The 16319-nt window shown below is 72.7% G+C and carries 16 protein-coding genes; 6 read left to right on the forward strand and 10 right to left on the reverse strand.

Annotated features, from left to right (window positions below; translation table 11 throughout):
• Positions 1-17: 17 nt before the first annotated feature.
• Positions 18-476, reverse strand: a complete 459-nt coding sequence (locus tag EOT10_RS01925) for a hypothetical protein (protein WP_127826246.1) — start codon at positions 474-476, stop codon at positions 18-20.
• 72 nt (positions 477-548) lie between these two features.
• On the opposite strand from EOT10_RS01925, the gene EOT10_RS01930 reads away from it, so the two are divergent.
• Positions 549-1283, forward strand: a complete 735-nt coding sequence (locus EOT10_RS01930) for a DUF7873 family protein (protein ID WP_127826247.1) — start codon at positions 549-551, stop codon at positions 1281-1283.
• 395 nt (positions 1284-1678) lie between these two features.
• Here EOT10_RS01930 and EOT10_RS01935 read toward each other — a convergent pair whose 3' ends face one another.
• On the reverse strand, positions 1679-2887 hold the full coding sequence (locus EOT10_RS01935) for a pyridoxal phosphate-dependent aminotransferase (protein WP_127826248.1): 1209 nt from the start codon (positions 2885-2887) through the stop codon (positions 1679-1681).
• 104 nt (positions 2888-2991) lie between these two features.
• On the opposite strand from EOT10_RS01935, the gene EOT10_RS01940 reads away from it, so the two are divergent.
• Positions 2992-3717, forward strand: coding sequence for a winged helix-turn-helix transcriptional regulator (locus EOT10_RS01940; protein WP_127826249.1), 726 nt, complete (start codon positions 2992-2994; stop codon positions 3715-3717).
• 57 nt (positions 3718-3774) lie between these two features.
• Here EOT10_RS01940 and EOT10_RS01945 read toward each other — a convergent pair whose 3' ends face one another.
• The 3 genes from EOT10_RS01945 to EOT10_RS01955 form a co-directional block, all read right to left on the reverse strand.
• Positions 3775-4575 carry a hypothetical protein gene (locus tag EOT10_RS01945; RefSeq protein ID WP_127826250.1) on the reverse strand — a complete coding sequence of 267 codons (801 nt, stop codon included), beginning with the start codon at positions 4573-4575 and terminating at the stop codon, positions 3775-3777.
• Positions 4575-5846, reverse strand: a complete 1272-nt coding sequence (locus tag EOT10_RS01950) for a VWA domain-containing protein (protein WP_127826251.1) — start codon at positions 5844-5846, stop codon at positions 4575-4577. Before EOT10_RS01950 ends, EOT10_RS01945 begins: the two co-directional genes overlap by 1 nt.
• Before the next feature lie 117 nt (positions 5847-5963).
• Positions 5964-7232 (reverse strand): FAD-dependent monooxygenase, encoded by a 1269-nt coding sequence (locus EOT10_RS01955; protein ID WP_317617321.1) that lies wholly within the window; start codon positions 7230-7232, stop codon positions 5964-5966.
• 168 nt (positions 7233-7400) lie between these two features.
• Between EOT10_RS01955 and EOT10_RS01960 the strand changes: the two genes are divergently transcribed.
• Complete coding sequence (locus EOT10_RS01960; RefSeq protein WP_127826253.1) at positions 7401-8315, forward strand: HipA family kinase; 915 nt, start codon at positions 7401-7403, stop codon at positions 8313-8315.
• A 208-nt stretch (positions 8316-8523) separates the two neighbouring features.
• Here EOT10_RS01960 and aceB read toward each other — a convergent pair whose 3' ends face one another.
• Together aceB and EOT10_RS01970 are read right to left on the reverse strand one after the other, a co-directional pair.
• Positions 8524-10155: a malate synthase A gene (gene aceB, locus EOT10_RS01965; RefSeq protein WP_127826254.1), complete on the reverse strand. Its 1632-nt coding sequence runs from the start codon at positions 10153-10155 to the stop codon at positions 8524-8526.
• A 227-nt stretch (positions 10156-10382) separates the two neighbouring features.
• A complete protein-coding gene (locus EOT10_RS01970; protein WP_127826255.1) occupies positions 10383-10979 on the reverse strand; it encodes a nucleotidyltransferase family protein in 597 nt (198 codons plus the stop codon).
• Positions 10980-11223: 244 nt separating this feature from the next.
• Here EOT10_RS01970 and EOT10_RS01975 point away from each other — a divergent pair, with 244 nt between their 5' ends.
• Positions 11224-11538 carry a DUF5955 family protein gene (locus EOT10_RS01975; RefSeq protein ID WP_127826256.1) on the forward strand — a complete coding sequence of 105 codons (315 nt, stop codon included), beginning with the start codon at positions 11224-11226 and terminating at the stop codon, positions 11536-11538.
• Positions 11539-11752: 214 nt separating this feature from the next.
• On the opposite strand, the gene yczR is transcribed toward EOT10_RS01975, so the two are convergent.
• Complete coding sequence (gene yczR / locus EOT10_RS01980) at positions 11753-13246, reverse strand: MocR-like transcription factor YczR (protein WP_127826257.1); 1494 nt, start codon at positions 13244-13246, stop codon at positions 11753-11755.
• A 110-nt stretch (positions 13247-13356) separates the two neighbouring features.
• On the opposite strand from yczR, the gene EOT10_RS41640 reads away from it, so the two are divergent.
• Together EOT10_RS41640 and EOT10_RS01985 are read left to right on the forward strand one after the other, a co-directional pair.
• Positions 13357-13500: a hypothetical protein gene (locus EOT10_RS41640; protein WP_223280706.1), complete on the forward strand. Its 144-nt coding sequence runs from the start codon at positions 13357-13359 to the stop codon at positions 13498-13500.
• The gene (locus tag EOT10_RS01985) at positions 13497-14054 is read left to right on the forward strand and encodes a universal stress protein (protein WP_223280707.1); all 558 of its coding nucleotides are present in this window, start codon (positions 13497-13499) and stop codon (positions 14052-14054) included. The genes EOT10_RS41640 and EOT10_RS01985 overlap by 4 nt, the downstream gene beginning before the upstream one ends.
• Before the next feature lie 346 nt (positions 14055-14400).
• Here the strand turns inward: EOT10_RS01985 and EOT10_RS01990 are convergent, their stop codons facing one another.
• Positions 14401-15030: a response regulator gene (locus tag EOT10_RS01990; protein WP_127826259.1), complete on the reverse strand. Its 630-nt coding sequence runs from the start codon at positions 15028-15030 to the stop codon at positions 14401-14403.
• The gene (locus tag EOT10_RS01995; RefSeq protein WP_127826260.1) at positions 15027-16220 is read right to left on the reverse strand and encodes a sensor histidine kinase; all 1194 of its coding nucleotides are present in this window, start codon (positions 16218-16220) and stop codon (positions 15027-15029) included. The genes EOT10_RS01990 and EOT10_RS01995 overlap by 4 nt, the downstream gene beginning before the upstream one ends.
• Positions 16221-16319: the final 99 nt, after the last annotated feature.

Genomic DNA, 16319 nt, shown 5'->3' on the forward strand with positions numbered 1-16319 from the left:
CCCAGACCCACCGGAGGTCACCGCACGCTCGGCGCCGCAGTCTCCACGAACCGGGTCAGAGTCTCCTTGCACCGCCGTGAGCGCCGGTCACGGTCCGCCTCGTCCACCGCCTCGTGCAGACAGTTCGCCAACTCGAAGGACTGCTCGGCGAGTTGACGGATGGCCGGCTCGTCGCACACCAACTGCAGTCTTACGAGGGCCTGCCGGGCGCTGATGCGCGCCTCGTACGAGGCGAAGCGGGCCGCCTCCGCCTGCGCGGACCCCGGCGCCTCATCCGCGCGGAACCACCGGTCGTTCTGGCTGCGCCGGTAGTCGTACAGCACCCCGGCGAACGACGTGTAGCTGGCGATGCGCTCCTGCCGGAGCTGTTCGGCGCGGGCGAGTCCGGCGGTCCGGTCGGCGGCACGGCCCGAGAAATAGTGGGTGATGACGGAACCGAGCAGGGTGCCGACCACGGCTATCAGCGCCGCATCCATGGGGGTTGCTCCTTGAAAGCCGGGTGAAAAACCATTCGATTCACGGTGCGGTGCGTGACTACCGTTCTCGATGTGGCAACGAAACTCAATCAGATCATCGCAGTGGAGAAAGGCGTCAAGTCCAAGGCGCACCAGGACCTGACGGCGGCCCACCACGGGCTCCAGAAGCCGGCGCTCCTGGCCGGGATCTCGCGCACCTACCAGCCCAAGGACGAGGAGGGCGAGCAGCTGCCGCCCGAGTCGACGCGGGTCCAGGTGAAGGCCGAGCACGTGCTGCGGGACACCGCGAAGACGCTCACCCGGCTGTTCGATGTGACCGCCACGAAGGACTGGGCGAACTGCGAGGCGCGCGCCGACGTGAGCGTCAACGGGCAGGTCGTCCTCCGGGAGGTGCCGGTCGCGTATCTGCTCTTCCTGGAGAAGCAGCTCACCGACCTCAACACCTTCGTGCGCAAGCTGCCCGTGCTCGACGCCTCCGAGTCGTGGACGCAGGACGCGTCCACCGACGACTGGAAGACGGAGCCGGTGCGGACGCTGCGTACGAAGAAGGTGCCGCGCAACCATGTGAAGGCGGAGGCGACCGAGAAGCACCCGGCGCAGGTCGAGGTGTACTACGAGGACGTGCCTGTCGGGTACTGGACGACGGTGAAGTTCTCCGGGGCGCTGCCCGCCCGCCGGGTCAACGAACTCCTCGACCGGGTCGAGAAGTTGCAGCAGGCCGTCAAGTTCGCCCGCGAGGAGGCGAACGCGGCGGAGGTGACGGACCGGCGCGCCGGTGACCCCGTGTTCAGCTACCTGTTCGGCTGAGCCGGCAGACACACATACTCATAGACTCCCCGGGCGCCGCTCAGCCGGCGGCCGGGGTGCGCGAGGAGCGCAAAGCTGAAGCTGAAGCTTGTCGTGACGGTGCGGTCCGCACAGCACACGCGGACCGCCATGAATCTCAGACTCTTGCTCCAGACTCAGTATTCGCCATTCATCGCCGACTCGACCGGACCCGGGCCCCAGGCCCCGAATTGCCGGTTCGAATCCGGCCCGCCCAGCTCGATGGGCGGTAGTCCAACGGCAGGACGCAGGGCATTGACACTGACCCGGGTCCTCAAGCGCGTCGGCGTGTGATGTGAGTGGCATTCATGGGGCCCGGGGGCCGGCTACGCCCTCGGGCCCGCTCCCGTTCTACCGGCGGTACCAACTGGCGGTACCTACTGGCGGTACCCACTGAGGAATCGCCCGATCCGGCTGATCGCCGCGTCGAGGTCGTCCGCGTGCGGGAGGGTGAGGATGCGGAAGTGGTCCGGGTGCGGCCAGTTGAAGCCGGTGCCCTGGACGACCTGGATCTTCTCCTGGAGGAGCAGGTCGAGGACGAACTTCTCGTCGTCGACGATTCGATGGACCTTCGGGTCGATGCGCGGGAACGCGTACAGGGCGCCCTTGGGTTTCACGCAGGACACGCCGGGGATCTCGTTGAGCTTCTCCCAGGCCTTGTCGCGCTGTTCGAGGAGGCGGCCGCCCGGCGCGGTGAGCTCGCGGATGGACTGCCGGCCGCCGAGCGCGGCCTGGATGGCGTACTGGGCGGGGGCGTTGGCGCACAGTCGCATGGAGGCGAGCATCGTCAGGCCCTCCAGATAGTTGCGCGCGTGCTGCTTCGGTCCCGTGACGACCAGCCAGCCGGAGCGGAAGCCCGCGACGCGGTACGTCTTGGAGAGGCCGCAGAAGGTGAGGACGACCAGGTCGGGGGCGAGGGCGGCGGCGCTGTGGTGCACCGCGTCGTCGTACAGGATCTGGTCGTAGATCTCGTCGGCGAGGACCATCAGGCCGTGGCGGCGGGCGAGGTCGAGGATGCCCTCGATGATCTCCTTGGGGTAGACCGCGCCGGTGGGGTTGTTCGGATTGATGATGACGACGGCCTTCGTACGGTCCGTGATCTTGGACTCCATGTCGGCCAAGTCCGGGTACCAGTCGGACTGTTCGTCACAGAGGTAGTGCACGGCCTTGCCGCCGGAGAGTGTGGTGACCGCCGTCCAGAGTGGGAAGTCCGGAGCGGGGATGAGGACTTCGTCGCCGTCCTCCAGGAGTGCCTGTACGGCCATGGAGACCAGCTCGGACACGCCGTTGCCGAGGAACACGTCGTCGACGCCGACGTCCAGGCCGAGCGCCTGGTAGCGCTGGGCCACCGCGCGGCGGGCGGACAGGACGCCCCGCGAGTCGGTGTAGCCGTGGGCCTGCGGGAGCATCCGGATCATGTCCTGGACGATCTCCTCGGGCGCCTCGAATCCGAAGAGCGCGGGATTTCCCGTGTTCAGGCGCAGGACGCTGTGGCCCGCCTCCTCAAGGGCGTTGGCGTGCTCGATCACCGGGCCCCGGATCTCGTAGCAGACCTCGCTCAGCTTGCTCGACTGCCGGAACTCCATGTCGTGCCCTCCCGGACCTGCCCGTGACGTGTGTGACCCCTGTGTGACTTGGTTTTACCAAGTGACTCCTTGGAAAGTCCAACAAGTTGCATAGACTGCGATCCATGCCACGTCGAAGCTACGACCAGTACTGCGCCGCCGCCCGCGCCCTCGACGCCGTCGGGGACCGCTGGACGCTCCTGATCGTCCGTGAGCTCCTCGCGGGGCCGCGCCGCTACACCGATCTGCACGCCGACCTGCCCGGCGTCAGCACGGACGTGCTCGCGTCGCGCCTGAAGGACATGGAGCGCGAGGGCGTCGCCGAACGCCGCAGGCTGCCGGCGCCCGTCTCCGCGTACGTGTATGAACTCACGCCACGCGGGCGGCAGTTGCTGCCCGTGCTGCAGGCGCTCGGTGAGTGGGGGGCGTCCGCGCTGGAGGAGCGCAGGCCGACGGACGCCGTGCGCGCGCACTGGTTCGCCCTGCCGCTCCTGAGCCGTCTGGAGCGGCTCGGCGCCGAGGGGGTCGTGGAAGTGCGCCTGGACGAGGGGGAGTTCCACCTGCGCGTCGGCGGCGGAGGCGATGCCCACGGAGATGCCCACGGAGATGTCCACGGGACCGTCCAGGGGAATGTCCACGGGAATGTCCACGGGAATGTCCACGGGAATGTCCACGGGAATGTCTACGGAGAGGGGCCCGTGGCCGGTGAGCCCGACGCGCGGCTCGTCCTCGGCGCGCAGGTGTGCGTCGCCGTGACGCGCGGCGAGCTGGGCCTCGTGGAGGCCGTGCGGGCGGGGCGGATCGAGGTCTCGGGGGAGGGGGCGCTCGCGAAGGCGCTGCGGGACGCGTGAGGTGAAAAGGCCCATGACGCCCGGCATATGAGGTGCGCGGGCGCCATGGGCGGGGTGTCACATGCCCGGCGGGACGCGGGACGGGCGGCCCGTGCCACGCGTCAGGGCGTAGCCGCCGATGCCGGCGAGCGCGGCCAGGACGCCGCCCGCCGCGGTCCAGACCCAGCGGTCCGACCACCAGCCGGACGACCAGCCGTTGTCGGGCTCACCGGTCGCGAGGGCCTGCGAGCCCGTTGCCCCCGTCGCCCCCGGCACGAGCGGCGCCGCGAGCGAGCCGTCGACCGCCGCCGGGCCGCCGATCTCCTTCGACGCGGCCTCGACCGCGACCGACACCGGAAGCCCCTGGTCGGCGGGGCTGAGGTCGACCGCCGTGAGCCTCACGTAGTACGTGCCCGGCAGCGGGTCGTTCGCCCACGGCTCCGCCCAGGCCCGCACCGTACGCAGCGTGCAGGACAGCTCGACGGACGTCGCGTCCGGCGCGGCCGCCCTCGACTGCGTGCCGTACATACAGGCCTGACGGCGCCTCAGCCCGTCGTACACGTCGACCCGCCACGTCGCGCCCGAAGGCCCCGCCGCCGAGTCCGGCAGTTTCACCGTGGCCTTGACCGTGGGCCGCTGGCCGGCGTCCGCGGGGAACGACCAGTACAGGTAGTCGCCGGTGGAAGCGTCGGCCGTGGCCCGCTGCCCCTGCGCGACCTCCTTCGCCGTACGGAAGGAGGTGCCCGCCTCGGTGGGTGCCTTCTGCTGGTCGTCGCCCGCCGCGAACGCGGGTCCCGCGACGGCGGTGAGCGTGGCGGCCGCCCCGAGCGTCGCGGCGGCGCCCACCAGGGCGCCCGTCAAAAGCCTTGCGATCCGCATCAGTTGGTCCTCCAGACCGCGATCCGCCAGCGCGAGATCCAGCCCCACAGCACACCCGCGACGAAGCCGGTGAGCACCAGGGCGGCGAGCAGCCACCAGCCGCGGCCGAGGCCGAACGCGGCCACGTCGGAGGCGGCGCTCGGGGCATCCACGACGTCCACGGTCAGCTCGACCGGGAGGCCCGGCGTCGTCTTGACCGAGGCGGGGGCCGCGTAGGAGTTCGACACCTGGAGGCAGACGGTCTCGGCGGTCGCCTCACCGTCGCTCCGCTCCGGCTTCGGGTAGCGCAGGCCGGTCGAGATCACGTCCGTACGCCCGTCGCCCGCCTCCGCACCGCGGACGATCTCGCGGCCGTGCGCGGTGACCGCCCGCAGCAGGACGCCGTAGTCGCGGTTGACGGCACGGTCGGCGGCCACGCTCACCGAGGCGCGCAGCTCCTGCCCGGGGTCGACGGCCACGCGGTAGAAGCGGTGCTCGCCGAACCGCTCGCGGTCCGTGTACAGGCCGGGCTTGATCTCCGGTGCGTTGGCGCACTGCGCGGCGCCCTCGACGGCCACGGGGTTGACCACCGGGTCGGCCGCACGGTCGACCAACTGGCCGACGCGGTCGGTCAGCTGGTCGGTGTGGGTCACGGAGGTGTACGTGCCGCCGGTGGCCTCGGCGATGCAGCTGAGCTGGTCACGGGTCTTGGCGTCCGGGACCAGGCCGAGGGTGTCGATGGTGAGGTTGATGCCCTTGGCGGCGATGTCGCGCGCGACCTCGCACGGGTCGAGCGGCTGACAGGTGTCCTCGCCGTCGCTGATGAGGACGATGCGGCGCGATCCGTCGCCGCCGTGGAGATCGTCGGCCGCCTTCAGGAGCGCGGGGCCGATCGGCGTCCAGCCCGTCGGCGAGAGCGTCGCGACGGCGGTCTTCGCCTCCGTGCGGTCGAGCGGTCCGACCGGGTAGAGCTGCGCGGTGTCCTTGCAGCCCACCTTCCGGTCCTCGCCGCGGTAGTCGGCGCCCAGCGTGCGGATGCCGAGCTCGACCTCCTTCGGCGTCGCGTCGAGCACCTCGTTGAACGCCTGCTTCGCGGCGGCCATCCGGGTCCCGCCGTCGATGTCACGCGTGCGCATCGACCCGCTCACGTCGAGCACGAGCTCGACCTTCGGGGCCGTCGCGGGCTGGTCGTCGGGATTGTCCGCAGCGGACGCGCCGACGGGCTGCAGCCCCAGGGTCAGGGCGGCGAACAGGACACACGTTCCTGCCGTCCGCCGTCTTCTTATGATCATCGCCGGATCTTATGGATCAAGCGGCGCGCACAACAAAACGCCAGCTCAGACGACTGCTTTATCGCCAGCCCAGAACTCTGCTCAATCGCCGGCTCAAACCAATGCTCAAACGGCTGCTCAGCGGGGCCCGTTCCCGGCCCCCGGATCCAGCCGCTTCCCGCCGAAGACCCCGGTGCCGTCCGCCCGTTCCCACCAGGCCGCGAGGCCGCCCGCGTCGAGCGCCCGCCAGTCCGGCGTCTCCTGGACGAGGGCGCGCCCGAGGCTCCGGCCGAGGCCGACCATCGCCGCGCCCGACGGGGCCCGCGCCCCGTCGTACGCGGCGAGCGCCCCGTCGAAGCCGGACGCCGAACGGAACGCGGACTCCAGCGCGGTGGCGTCCTGCAACGCCTTCACCGCGCCCGCCCCCGTGTGCGGGCGCGCGACCGTCGCCGCGTCCCCGGCGAGCGCGAGGCGGCCCGACGCGTAGTGCGGAGCCGTGAAGTCGTACAGCGGCTGGAGGGAGAGCTCGGCGGGGGTCGTCAGGCGGACCAGGTCGCTCCAGTAAGGGGGCATCAACTCGTCGGCCACGTACGCGAGATGGGAGCGCAAGGCGTCGGTGAGGGTGCCGGGCGGCAGGCTCGTCGGCAGGTCGGCGCGCAGGCCCGCGTCGAGGCCGGACGGCGGCGCCGTGTACAGGACCCAGTTGACGCGCAGCCCGCCCTCCGGGCCGCCGTCGGGGATCCGGTACGTGATGAGGTGCCCGCCGGGGAACACGACGTACGCGCAGTCCTCCCGGGCCCAGAGGTCCGGCGCGGGCAGCCGCCCGGCGGGGAACGCGCCCCGCCACGCCAGATAGCCCGCGTACCGCGGCTGTACGTCGGGGAACGCGCAGGCCCTGACCACCGAGCGGTAGCCGTCCGCGCCGACGGCCACGTCGAACTCCTCGCAGCCGCCCGCCGCCGTATGCACCCGCACCCCGCCGGGCGTGGCCTCGACGCGCGTCACCGCCGCCCCCGCGCGGAACTCGACGGCCGAGGGCACGGCCCGGCGCAGCGCGCGCCAGAGCGGCCCCCAGCCGTACGTACGGAACGGGAACGGCATCTCGGCGATCTCCCGCCCCAGCGCTGTGCCCCCGGCGGACCGGGCGGACCCCGCGGACCCGGCGCGCACGTACCAGCGGCGGCGCACGAGGCCCACCCAGGGCATGCTCGCGTCCAGGTACCCGGCGGACTCCAGCTCGGCGTACCGCGCGTCGTGAACGGCGAGGCCCAGGCCGCGCTCCGCGAGCCTGTCGCCCGAGCGCTCGTACACGACGATCTCCCGGGCGCCCCCGCGCCGGGCCGCGCGTGCCGCCGCGCACCCGGCGACGCTCCCGCCCACGACCGCGACCCTGCCACCGTCCACCATGCGTACCGTCCCCCGTGGTCGGACCCATCTCCCGTTCCCCGTACGGGAGATGACGCTACCGGCAGGCGGCGGCCGGCACGCGTGACACACGGACGGTGTCCGGATCGGACACCCCCTGGGGAAGCGGTGCCCGACGCGCGGAGGGTGCCGCCGGTTACGCTGGCGGGTGTGCTGCGAGAAGTGACGGCTGTCCGGTATCTGACCCCCCTGCGAACCGGCGGCTCCGTGCCCGGGATCGTCGAGGCCGACGACCTGGGGACCTATGTCGTGAAGTTCACCGGCTCCGCGCAGGGACGCAAGGCCCTCGTCGCCGAGATCGTCGTCGGTGAGCTGGCCCGTCGGCTCGGCCTGCGCTTCCCCGAGCTGGTCCGGGTCCACTTCGACCCCGAGGTGGCCGCGCACGAGCCGCACCAGGAGGTCCAGGACCTGCTGCGCGCGAGCGACGGGCTCAACCTCGGCATGGACTTCCTGCCGGGCGCGAAGGACTTCACGCCCGAGGTCGCCGAGGCGTTCACGGTGGACCCGCTGGAGGCCGGCAAGATCGTGTGGCTCGACGCCCTCACGGTCAACGTGGACCGCACGGTCCATAGCTCGAACCTGATGATCTGGCCCACGTTCGGCATCCAGGAGCCGAAGCTGTGGCTGATCGACCACGGCGCGGCCCTGGTCTTCCATCACCGCTGGGACGGGTCCGCGCCCGACAAGGCGTACGACTTCCGCCATCACGCCCTCGGCGCCTACGGCCCGGACACGGCCGCGGCCGACGCGGAGCTCGCGCCGCTCGTCACGGAGGCGATGCTGCGCGAGGTCGTCGCCCTCGTCCCCGACGCGTGGCTGGCCGACGAGCCGGGGTTCGGCGGGCCGGACGAGGTCCGTGAGGCGTACGTGGCCTATCTCGCGGCCCGCGCACGCAGCTCCGCCGCCTGGCTGCCCACGGACTTCCCGTCGCGCGCCCAGCTGGCCGCGGCGGACGCGCGGCGGGCTGCCGATACGGAGAAGGGCCGGCCGGCCTGGCTGAAGCGGGTGCCGGACCTGCACGGCAAGCCCGGCGCGGAGCAGGACTGGTCGGTCCACCTCGGCTGACGGCCCGGTGGGGGCTGGTCGCGCAGTTCCCCGCGCCCCTTGAAGGCATGCGGCTTCGCCGCGCCTTCATCGGGGAAATGCGGCATGTAGTGTCTGCATTTCAGGGGCGCGGGGAACTGCGCGACCAGCCCCCACCGGGCCGCAGCCGGCGACGCAACGCAAAGGCCCCCGGCGCTGTGCGGTGCCGGGGGCCAAGGGTGCGGGTCGCTCAGCGCAGCTGCTCGTACGCGGGCAGCGTCAGGAAGTCCGCGTAGTCCGCGTCCAGGGAGACCTGGAGGAGCAGGTCGTGGGCCTGCTGCCACTTGCCGGCCGCGAAGGCCTCCTCGCCGACCTCGGCGCGGATGGCCGCGAGCTCCTGGGCCGCGACCTCGCGGGCCAGCTCCGCGGTCGCGGTCACGGCCTTGCCGTCGTGCTCGAACACGACGCCGGCGTTGATCCACTGCCAGATCTGCGAGCGGGAGATCTCGGCGGTGGCCGCGTCCTCCATCAGGTTGAAGATGGCGACGGCGCCGAGGCCGCGCAGCCAGGCCTCGATGTAGCGGATGCCGACCTGGACGGCGTTGACCAGGCCGTCGTAGGTGGGCTTGGCGTCGAGGGAGTCGATCGCGATCAGGTCGCCGGGCGCGACGGACACGTCCTCGCGCAGGCGCTCCTTCTGGTTCGGCTTGTCGCCGAGGACCGCGTCGAAGGACGCCATCGCGATCGGGACCAGGTCGGGGTGGGCGACCCACGACCCGTCGAAGCCGTCACCGGCCTCGCGGTCCTTGTCGTTCTTGACCTTCTCGAAGGCGACCTTGTTGACCTCGGCGTCGCGGCGCGACGGGATGAACGCGGCCATGCCGCCGATCGCGTGCGCGCCGCGCTTGTGGCAGGTACGCACGAGCAGCTCGGTGTACGCGCGCATGAACGGGGCCGTCATCGTGACCAGGTTGCGGTCCGGCAGGACGAACTTGGCGCCGCCGTCACGGAAGTTCTTGACGATGGAGAACAGGTAGTCCCAGCGCCCGGCGTTCAGGCCGCTCGCGTGGTCGCGCAGCTCGTAGAGGATCTCGTCCATCTCGTACGCGGCCGTGATCGTCTCGATCAGGACGGTCGCGCGGACGGTGCCCTGCGGAACGCCGACGTAGTCCTGCGCGAAGACGAAGATCTCGTTCCAGAGGCGCGCCTCCAGGTGCGACTCCGTCTTCGGGAGGTAGAAGTACGGGCCCTTGCCGAGCTCGATGAGGCGCTTGGCGTTGTGGAAGAAGTACAGGCCGAAGTCGACGAGCGCGCCGGGGACGGGACGGCCCGTCTCGTCCTGGAGGTGGCGCTCCTCGAGGTGCCAGCCGCGGGGGCGCATCACGACGGTCGCGAGCTCGTCGTTGCCCTTGAGGGCGTACGACTTGCCGGTGCGCTCGTCGGTGAAGTCGATGCTGCGGGTGTAGGCGTCGATCAGGTTGACCTGGCCCAGGACGACGTTCTCCCAGGTGGGGGCCGAGGCGTCCTCGAAGTCGGCGAGCCAGACCTTGGCGCCGGAGTTGAGGGCGTTGATCGTCATCTTGCGGTCGGTGGGGCCGGTGATCTCGACGCGGCGGTCGTTCAGCGCGGCCGGGGCGGGCGCGACGCGCCAGGTGGTGTCCTCGCGGATATGAGCGGTCTCCGGGAGGAAGTCGAGCGTGGAGGTGCGGGCGATCTCGGCGCGACGCTCCGCGCGGCGGGTGAGGAGCTCGTCACGCCGGGGCGTGAACAGCCGGTGCAGCTCGGCCACGAAGGCGAGGGCCGCGTCCGTGAGCACCTCTTCCTGCCTGGGCAGGGGCTCTGCGTCGACGATGGCCAGCGGGGACGGCGCTGGTGTGGACATGAGCTGTCACTTCCTTCAGCGAACGGGCGCGGACGGCACCGAGTGCCGTGGGCGCCGGGATACGACTACGGACCCCACGCGGGGAACCGGCCCTTCTGAACAGTGGATATTAGTTTCCTTATCGTGGAAGTTCAAGGGTCTGTTGATGTCGAGATTCTCCGGGTCGACATAACGTGGCGCTCGGTGCCAGGCCCCTCACGCCGCGTTCACCCTCCCCTCGCTCCCCCTCACTCAAGGTGCTCCAGGTCCGCCTCCGTGTCGATGTCGTAGTCATCGGCCACATCGCCGCACTCCACGAGCGTGAGCGCCGACGCGTGCTCCTTCAGGTACGCGCGCGCCCCGCGGTCCCCGGCCGCGCTCGCCACGATCCCCGCCCAGTGATCGGCCCCGAACAGCACCGGATGCCCCCGCTCTCCCTCGTACGCGGCCGCCGCGAGCGACCCCGCCGAGCGGTACGCCGCCCGGACGCGGGCCACCGCCGCGGCCCCGATCCCCGGTTGGTCCACAAGGAGGACGAGCGCGGCCGACGCCCCCGTCCCGGCGAGCGAACCGAGGCCCGCCCGCAGCGACGACCCCATCCCCTCCTCCCACGCCGGGTTCTCCACGAGCACGCACCCCGCGAGGTCCGCCCGTGCCCGTACGTCGTCCGCCGCCGCGCCGAGTACGACGTGGACGCGCTCGCAGCCGCCCGCGCGCAGCACCGCCACCGCGTGCTCGACCAGGGGGCGGCCGCGGTGCGTCAGGAGGGCCTTCGGCCGCCCGCCGAGGCGCCGGCCGCCCCCCGCCGCGAGCAGCAGTCCCGTCACCGGATGGTCATCCGTCATGTGTGTCATGCAGCCTGGATACCTCACCCGGCGGCCCCTGCGGCCCCCGCGCCGAGCGCCGAAGACACTCGTGCGGCCGGAATTCCGTCGGCGGAGTGGCGGGCGTGGCAGAAAGTGGCGTTTACTGGCCCGCGACCCCACTGAGGCGCGTCCGACCAACGCCCCGGCGGGGGCGGTGGAAAGCGTGCGACGTGCGGAACGCGCACGGGAGCCGTCGCACAAAGGTGTGCGAGGGGGGAGAGCTGTGTTGCGGAGCGTGGGGCAGAAGCTGGTGGCCGGCAGCGAAGAGGATCCGCGGGTGACGGAGTTGCGCACCGCGGTGTCCCGGCTGCGGCGTGAACTGGCCGCTCATCCGGCCGAGTTCCCCGATCGGGCCGTCGCCGAGGACGAACTCGCCGCCCTGGACGCGATGGCCGCCGGCGGTCTTCCCGAGGTCCCGCGGCTGCGCCGCTCCCTGCTGGTCGTCGCGGGCGCGATCGGCTCGGTCAGCGCGCTGGCGAAGGGGCTCGGTGACGTGCGGAACGCGGTGGAGCTTTTCGGCGGGCCGCCTCCGCGGTGACGCTGCGCGGTGCGTGCCGTGGGTTGAGCGGTGACCGGGGGTGTGGGGGGGGCCGGGGTTTCTTTTGCGCAGTTCCCCGCGCCCCTTGAGGGCGAGTGCGGGTGGTCTGTGGCTGAGCGCGCAGTTCCCCGCGCCCCTGAAGGTGTGTAGGTCACCGCGCCCCTGGAGGTGGGCGTCGTCACCCTGCATGCTTCGTGCGGGACTTGATGGGCTGTCACGCCACCCAGTGGGGGCGTCCCGAGTCCTCGGCCGTCGGGCCGAGGCCGTTCGTGAGCGTCTCGGCGAGTCGCCGTACCGCCTCCCGGGCGATCTCCGGCGACTGCGTGTACGGGAAGCGGAGCCGGTGTTCGTGCGTCCCGGGGTCCGCGCCGAAGCGGGAGCCGCCCTCGATGCGCACCCCGTGCCGCAGCGCCGCCCGCGCGAGCGCCGAGGCGATCGGGCGGCCCAGGTCGATCCACAGCGACAGGCCGCCCGGCGGCAACTGCCAGCGCCACTCCGGCATTTCACGTGCCAGATCCTCGGCGAGCGCGTCCCGCTGGGCCCGCAGCCGGGGCAGCCGCTCACGCAGGACCTCGTCCATCCGGTCCAGCAGCCGCAGCGCGACCAGCTGGTCGAGCACGGAACCCGACATGTCGACGGGCACCCGCGCCGTCGCCAGCTCCGTGATCAGCCGTGACCCGGCCCTGACCCAGCCGATGCGCAGGCCGCCCCAGTGCGTCTTGCTCAACGAGCCCACGGTGACGACCTGTTCGCCCGCGCCGTGCGTCGCGAGGGAGGCGAACGGGGCGGGCGCCGGCACGTCGAGCGCGATGTCGGCCACCGTCTCGTCCACGACCAGCCAGGTCCCGGTCGCCCGCGCCGCGTCGAGAAGCCGCACCCGCTGCTCGCGCGGCATGAGGCGTCCGGTCGGGTTCTGGAAGTCCGGGATCAGATAGGCGAGCCGCGGCGCGGTCTGCCGCAGTGCCGACTCGAAGAGGTCGGTGTCCCAGCCGCCGTCCGTGACGGGCACCGGCGTGGCCCGCATCCCGCCCCTGCGCAGCGCGTCCAGGGCGTTCGGGTACGACGGGTTCTCGATCAGGACGCGGTCACCGGCCCGGGCGAGGAGCCCCAGGGTGAGGGACACGGCCTGCTGGGCGCCCGACGTGATGAGGATCTGCTCGGGGAGCGTCGGCAGGCCGCGCCGCGTGAACCGCTCCGCGACCGCGGCCCGCAGCTCGGGAAGGCCGTACGGGTGGTAGCCCGGCGTCGACGCGTGGCGGGCGAGCAGCGGGCCCGCGGCGGCGAGCGCGTCGGCGAGTTCCGCCGCCGGCGCGCCCGGCGCCGCGACGGCGAGGTCGATCACGTCGTCGCCCGCGGGGAACACGGCCACGTTGGCCGGCCGCTGCCCCTCGGGGAGTTCGGTCCAGGTGCCGGCGCCGCGCCTGCTGCGGGCGTAGCCGCCCTCGCGCAGCAGGTCGTAGGCCGCGGTGACCGTGGCCCGGCTGACCCCGAGTGCGGTGGCCAGCTCGCGCTCGGCGGGCAGGCGGGTGTGCAGCGGGATGCGGCCGTCGAGCAGCAGGGTGCGCACGCCCTGGGCGAGCGCCCGGTAGCCGGGCCGGTCCCCGGCGGTCCCGGTCAGCAGGTCCGCGAGACGCCGGCTCCCCAGGGATCTGTTCATGCTGTCCGCGCTCAGGGTGTTCAAGGCGTGGACCACTCGATTGCCTGCCATGCCAACTCTCCGTTATTGGCCCTGCTGTCCAGGCCAATCAGCGTACAGACTCGACGCAGGAGCAGAGCTTTCGGGCGGTTTGGCCTGGAGAGCGGCGGAGGAGGCATGCCATGGAGGGGTACGAGGCGGGCTGTGTCACGGACCGTTTCGAACGGGAGATGCAGCGCCGCGCGGAACAGCGCGGCCCGCGACCGGTCGGCGCCTGGGTGCGGGCGCTGGTGCGGGGGACGCGGCGCAGGGGGAGGAAGTCGTGAACGGGGAGTGGGGGACGGCGGCGCCGGCCGGGCGTGGGGGAGAGGTGACCGGTCAGGTCGTCGTCGGGGTGAGTGACTCGCTCGGCGGGCTCGCGGCGCTGCGCGCGGCCGCCGAGGAGGCCCGCCGCTCCGGCCGGGTCCTCGTCGCCGTCGCCGCGTGGGAGCCGCCGGAGGGCGAGGGCCTGTACGCCCGGCGCCCTGATCCGGAGTGGGCCCGTCACTGGTACGGCGAGGCCCGCGCGGCCCTGGACCGGGCGTTCGACGAGGCGCTCGGCGGGCCGCCGACGGACATGGACGTACTGCGCCGCGTGGTCAGGGCCCGGCCCGGCCGCGCCCTGTGCGAGACGGTGACGGGCCCGGACGACCTCCTCGTCATCGGCGCCCACCCCCGCAGACTGTGGCGCGGCCGAACCCACCGCTACGTCGCCGCACACGCCACCTGCCCGCTCCTGACGGTCCCCGCACCGCCCGGTCCGAGCCGTCACGAATTGCGGGCGCTGCGCCGGGCGAGGGCGGGCGACTTCGTTACGGCTGGGCCGTCGGCGGCGGGCTGAACCCGAACGCCCGGCTCGGCGGCGGGCTGAACCCGCACCCTCGGCTCAGCGGTGCCGCATCAGGCCGCCGGCGGGCGCCCGGCTCAGCGGCGTCCGTGCTGTCACGAATTGCGGGCATTGCGCCGGGCGAGGGCGGGCGACTTCGTTACGGCTGGGCCGTCGGCGGCGGGCTGACCCCGAACGCCCGGCTCGGCGGCGGGCTGAACCCGAACCTCCGGCTTGGCGGCGGGCTGACCCCGAACCTCCGGCTTGGCGGCGGGCTGAACCCGAACCTCCGGCTCAGCGGCTGGCTGAGCCGAATCTCCGGCTCAGCCGCGCCGCATCAGGCCGCCGCCGGGCGCCCGGCTCAGCCGCGTCGCATCAGGCCGCGGGACGTCGCCGTCGCCACCGCCGCCGTTCGCGAGTCGACGCCCAGTTTGGCGTAGATGTGCACGAGGTGGGACTTCACCGTTGCCTGGCTGAGGAACAGTTCCTTGCTGATCTGCTGGTTCGACAGGCCGTCCCGGACGAGCTGGAGGACCTCCAGCTCGCGTCGGCTGAGCGCCTCGGCCGGGGCCCGCATGCGGTCCATCAGGCGGTGGGCGATCGCCGGGGCGAGCGCGGACTGGCCGGAGGCCGCCGTGCGGACCGCCGCCGCCAGTTCCTCCGGCGGCGCGTCCTTCAGCAGATAGCCGGCCGCGCCCGCTTCGACGGCGGCGAGGATGTCCGCGTCCGTGTCGTACGTCGTCAGGACGAGGACGCGTGGCGCCCCCGGCCGCGCCGCGATCGCCGCGGTGGCCTCCGAGCCGTGCATCCCGGCGCCGAACTGGAGGTCCATGAGGACGACGTCGATCCCGCCCGCCGCGGCCAGTTCCACGGCCCGCTCCGCCGTGGCGGCCTCCGCGGCGATCGTGAAGTCGGGTTCGGCGTCGAGGACCGCGCGCAGCCCGGCCCGTACGACAGGGTGGTCGTCGGCGAGCAGAAGACGGATGGTCATGCGGCGCCCCCCATAGGAACCGGCAGCGGCAGTGGCAGTGGCAGCGTGATCGCGATCGCGGTGCCCTGCCCCGGCGCCGACTCCACCGTGAACGTGCCGCCAAGGGACTCCGCGCGCGAGCGCATCGCGGGCAGCCCGAACCCGCCGTCGCCGGACGGCGCGGACGCGGGGTCGAAGCCGTGGCCGTCGTCCACGATGTCGAGCGCCACAGCCGTGTCCATGAAGCTGAGGGTGATCTCGGCGCGGCGCGCCCCCGCGTGCCGCACGGTGTTGGCGAGCGCCGACTGCGCGATCCGCAGCAGGGCGACCTCGTACGGCGTCGGCAGTTCGGCCGGGGTGCCGCTCTCGGTGAAGCGGGCGGTGAGCCCGGGAGCCGTCGCGCAAAGGCGCTCCAGGGCGGCGGCGAGGGACCCGCTCTCCAGGTCGGGCGGGGACAGGGCGCGGACGAAGCGGCGGGCCTCGGCCAGGTTGTCCTGGGCCGCCGCGCGGGCCTGTTCGATGTGCGGGGCGGCCGGTGACCCGTCCGGCAGGGCGCGCTGGGCGGCGCGCAGCAGGAGCTGGATCGAGGACAGGCCCTGCGCGAGCGTGTCGTGGATCTCGCGGGCCAGGCGTTCACGCTCGGCGAGGGTGCCCGCGGCGCGCTCCGCCTCGGCGAGTTCGGCGCGCGTCGCGATCAGCTCCTCGATGAGCCGCCGCCGTCGCTCGCTCTCGCGGTACAGCGTCTGGTAGCCGATGACGGTCGCCACGGCCACGGCCGCGCCGAGGATCGGCCCTATGAACGCCCCCGGGTTGAGCGGCTGGCCATGACGTACGTACGAGGCGATGGCGGCGCCCGCGGTGAGGGCCACGGCGGGCAGCGCCCAGCGGGTGGGCAGCAGGTGCAGCTGGAGGAAGTAGAGCGGGAACGCCAGCCACAGGGCGTCGGGGGAGAGGGCGAGGAGCACCAGCCACACCGCGCACAGCACCCCGAGCCACAGCGCGGCCCCGGCCCGGGTGTCCCGTACGGCGGGGACGACCGGGCCCGCGCCGTACACGACCGCCATCACCACGGCGGCGGTCACCACGGCGCCCGCGCCCGTCGTGGGACCGGCGAGGGCCCGGGCGGCGACGAGCACGAGCAGCCCGGCCATCAGCAGATGCAGGCACAGGCGCAGGACGCGCAGAACGGGGGTCAGGGAACGTGGATCCATACCGTCACCAGCGTAGGTGGAGGATCCCGGTCCGCGGTCAACCGAAAGTTTGAAAGGCGGCTCCCTCCTTCGATTCGGGTGAAGCGTGCTGTGGCGCGA

This window comes from Streptomyces antnestii (assembly GCF_004005495.1).
Taxonomy (GTDB): domain Bacteria; phylum Actinomycetota; class Actinomycetes; order Streptomycetales; family Streptomycetaceae; genus Streptomyces; species Streptomyces antnestii.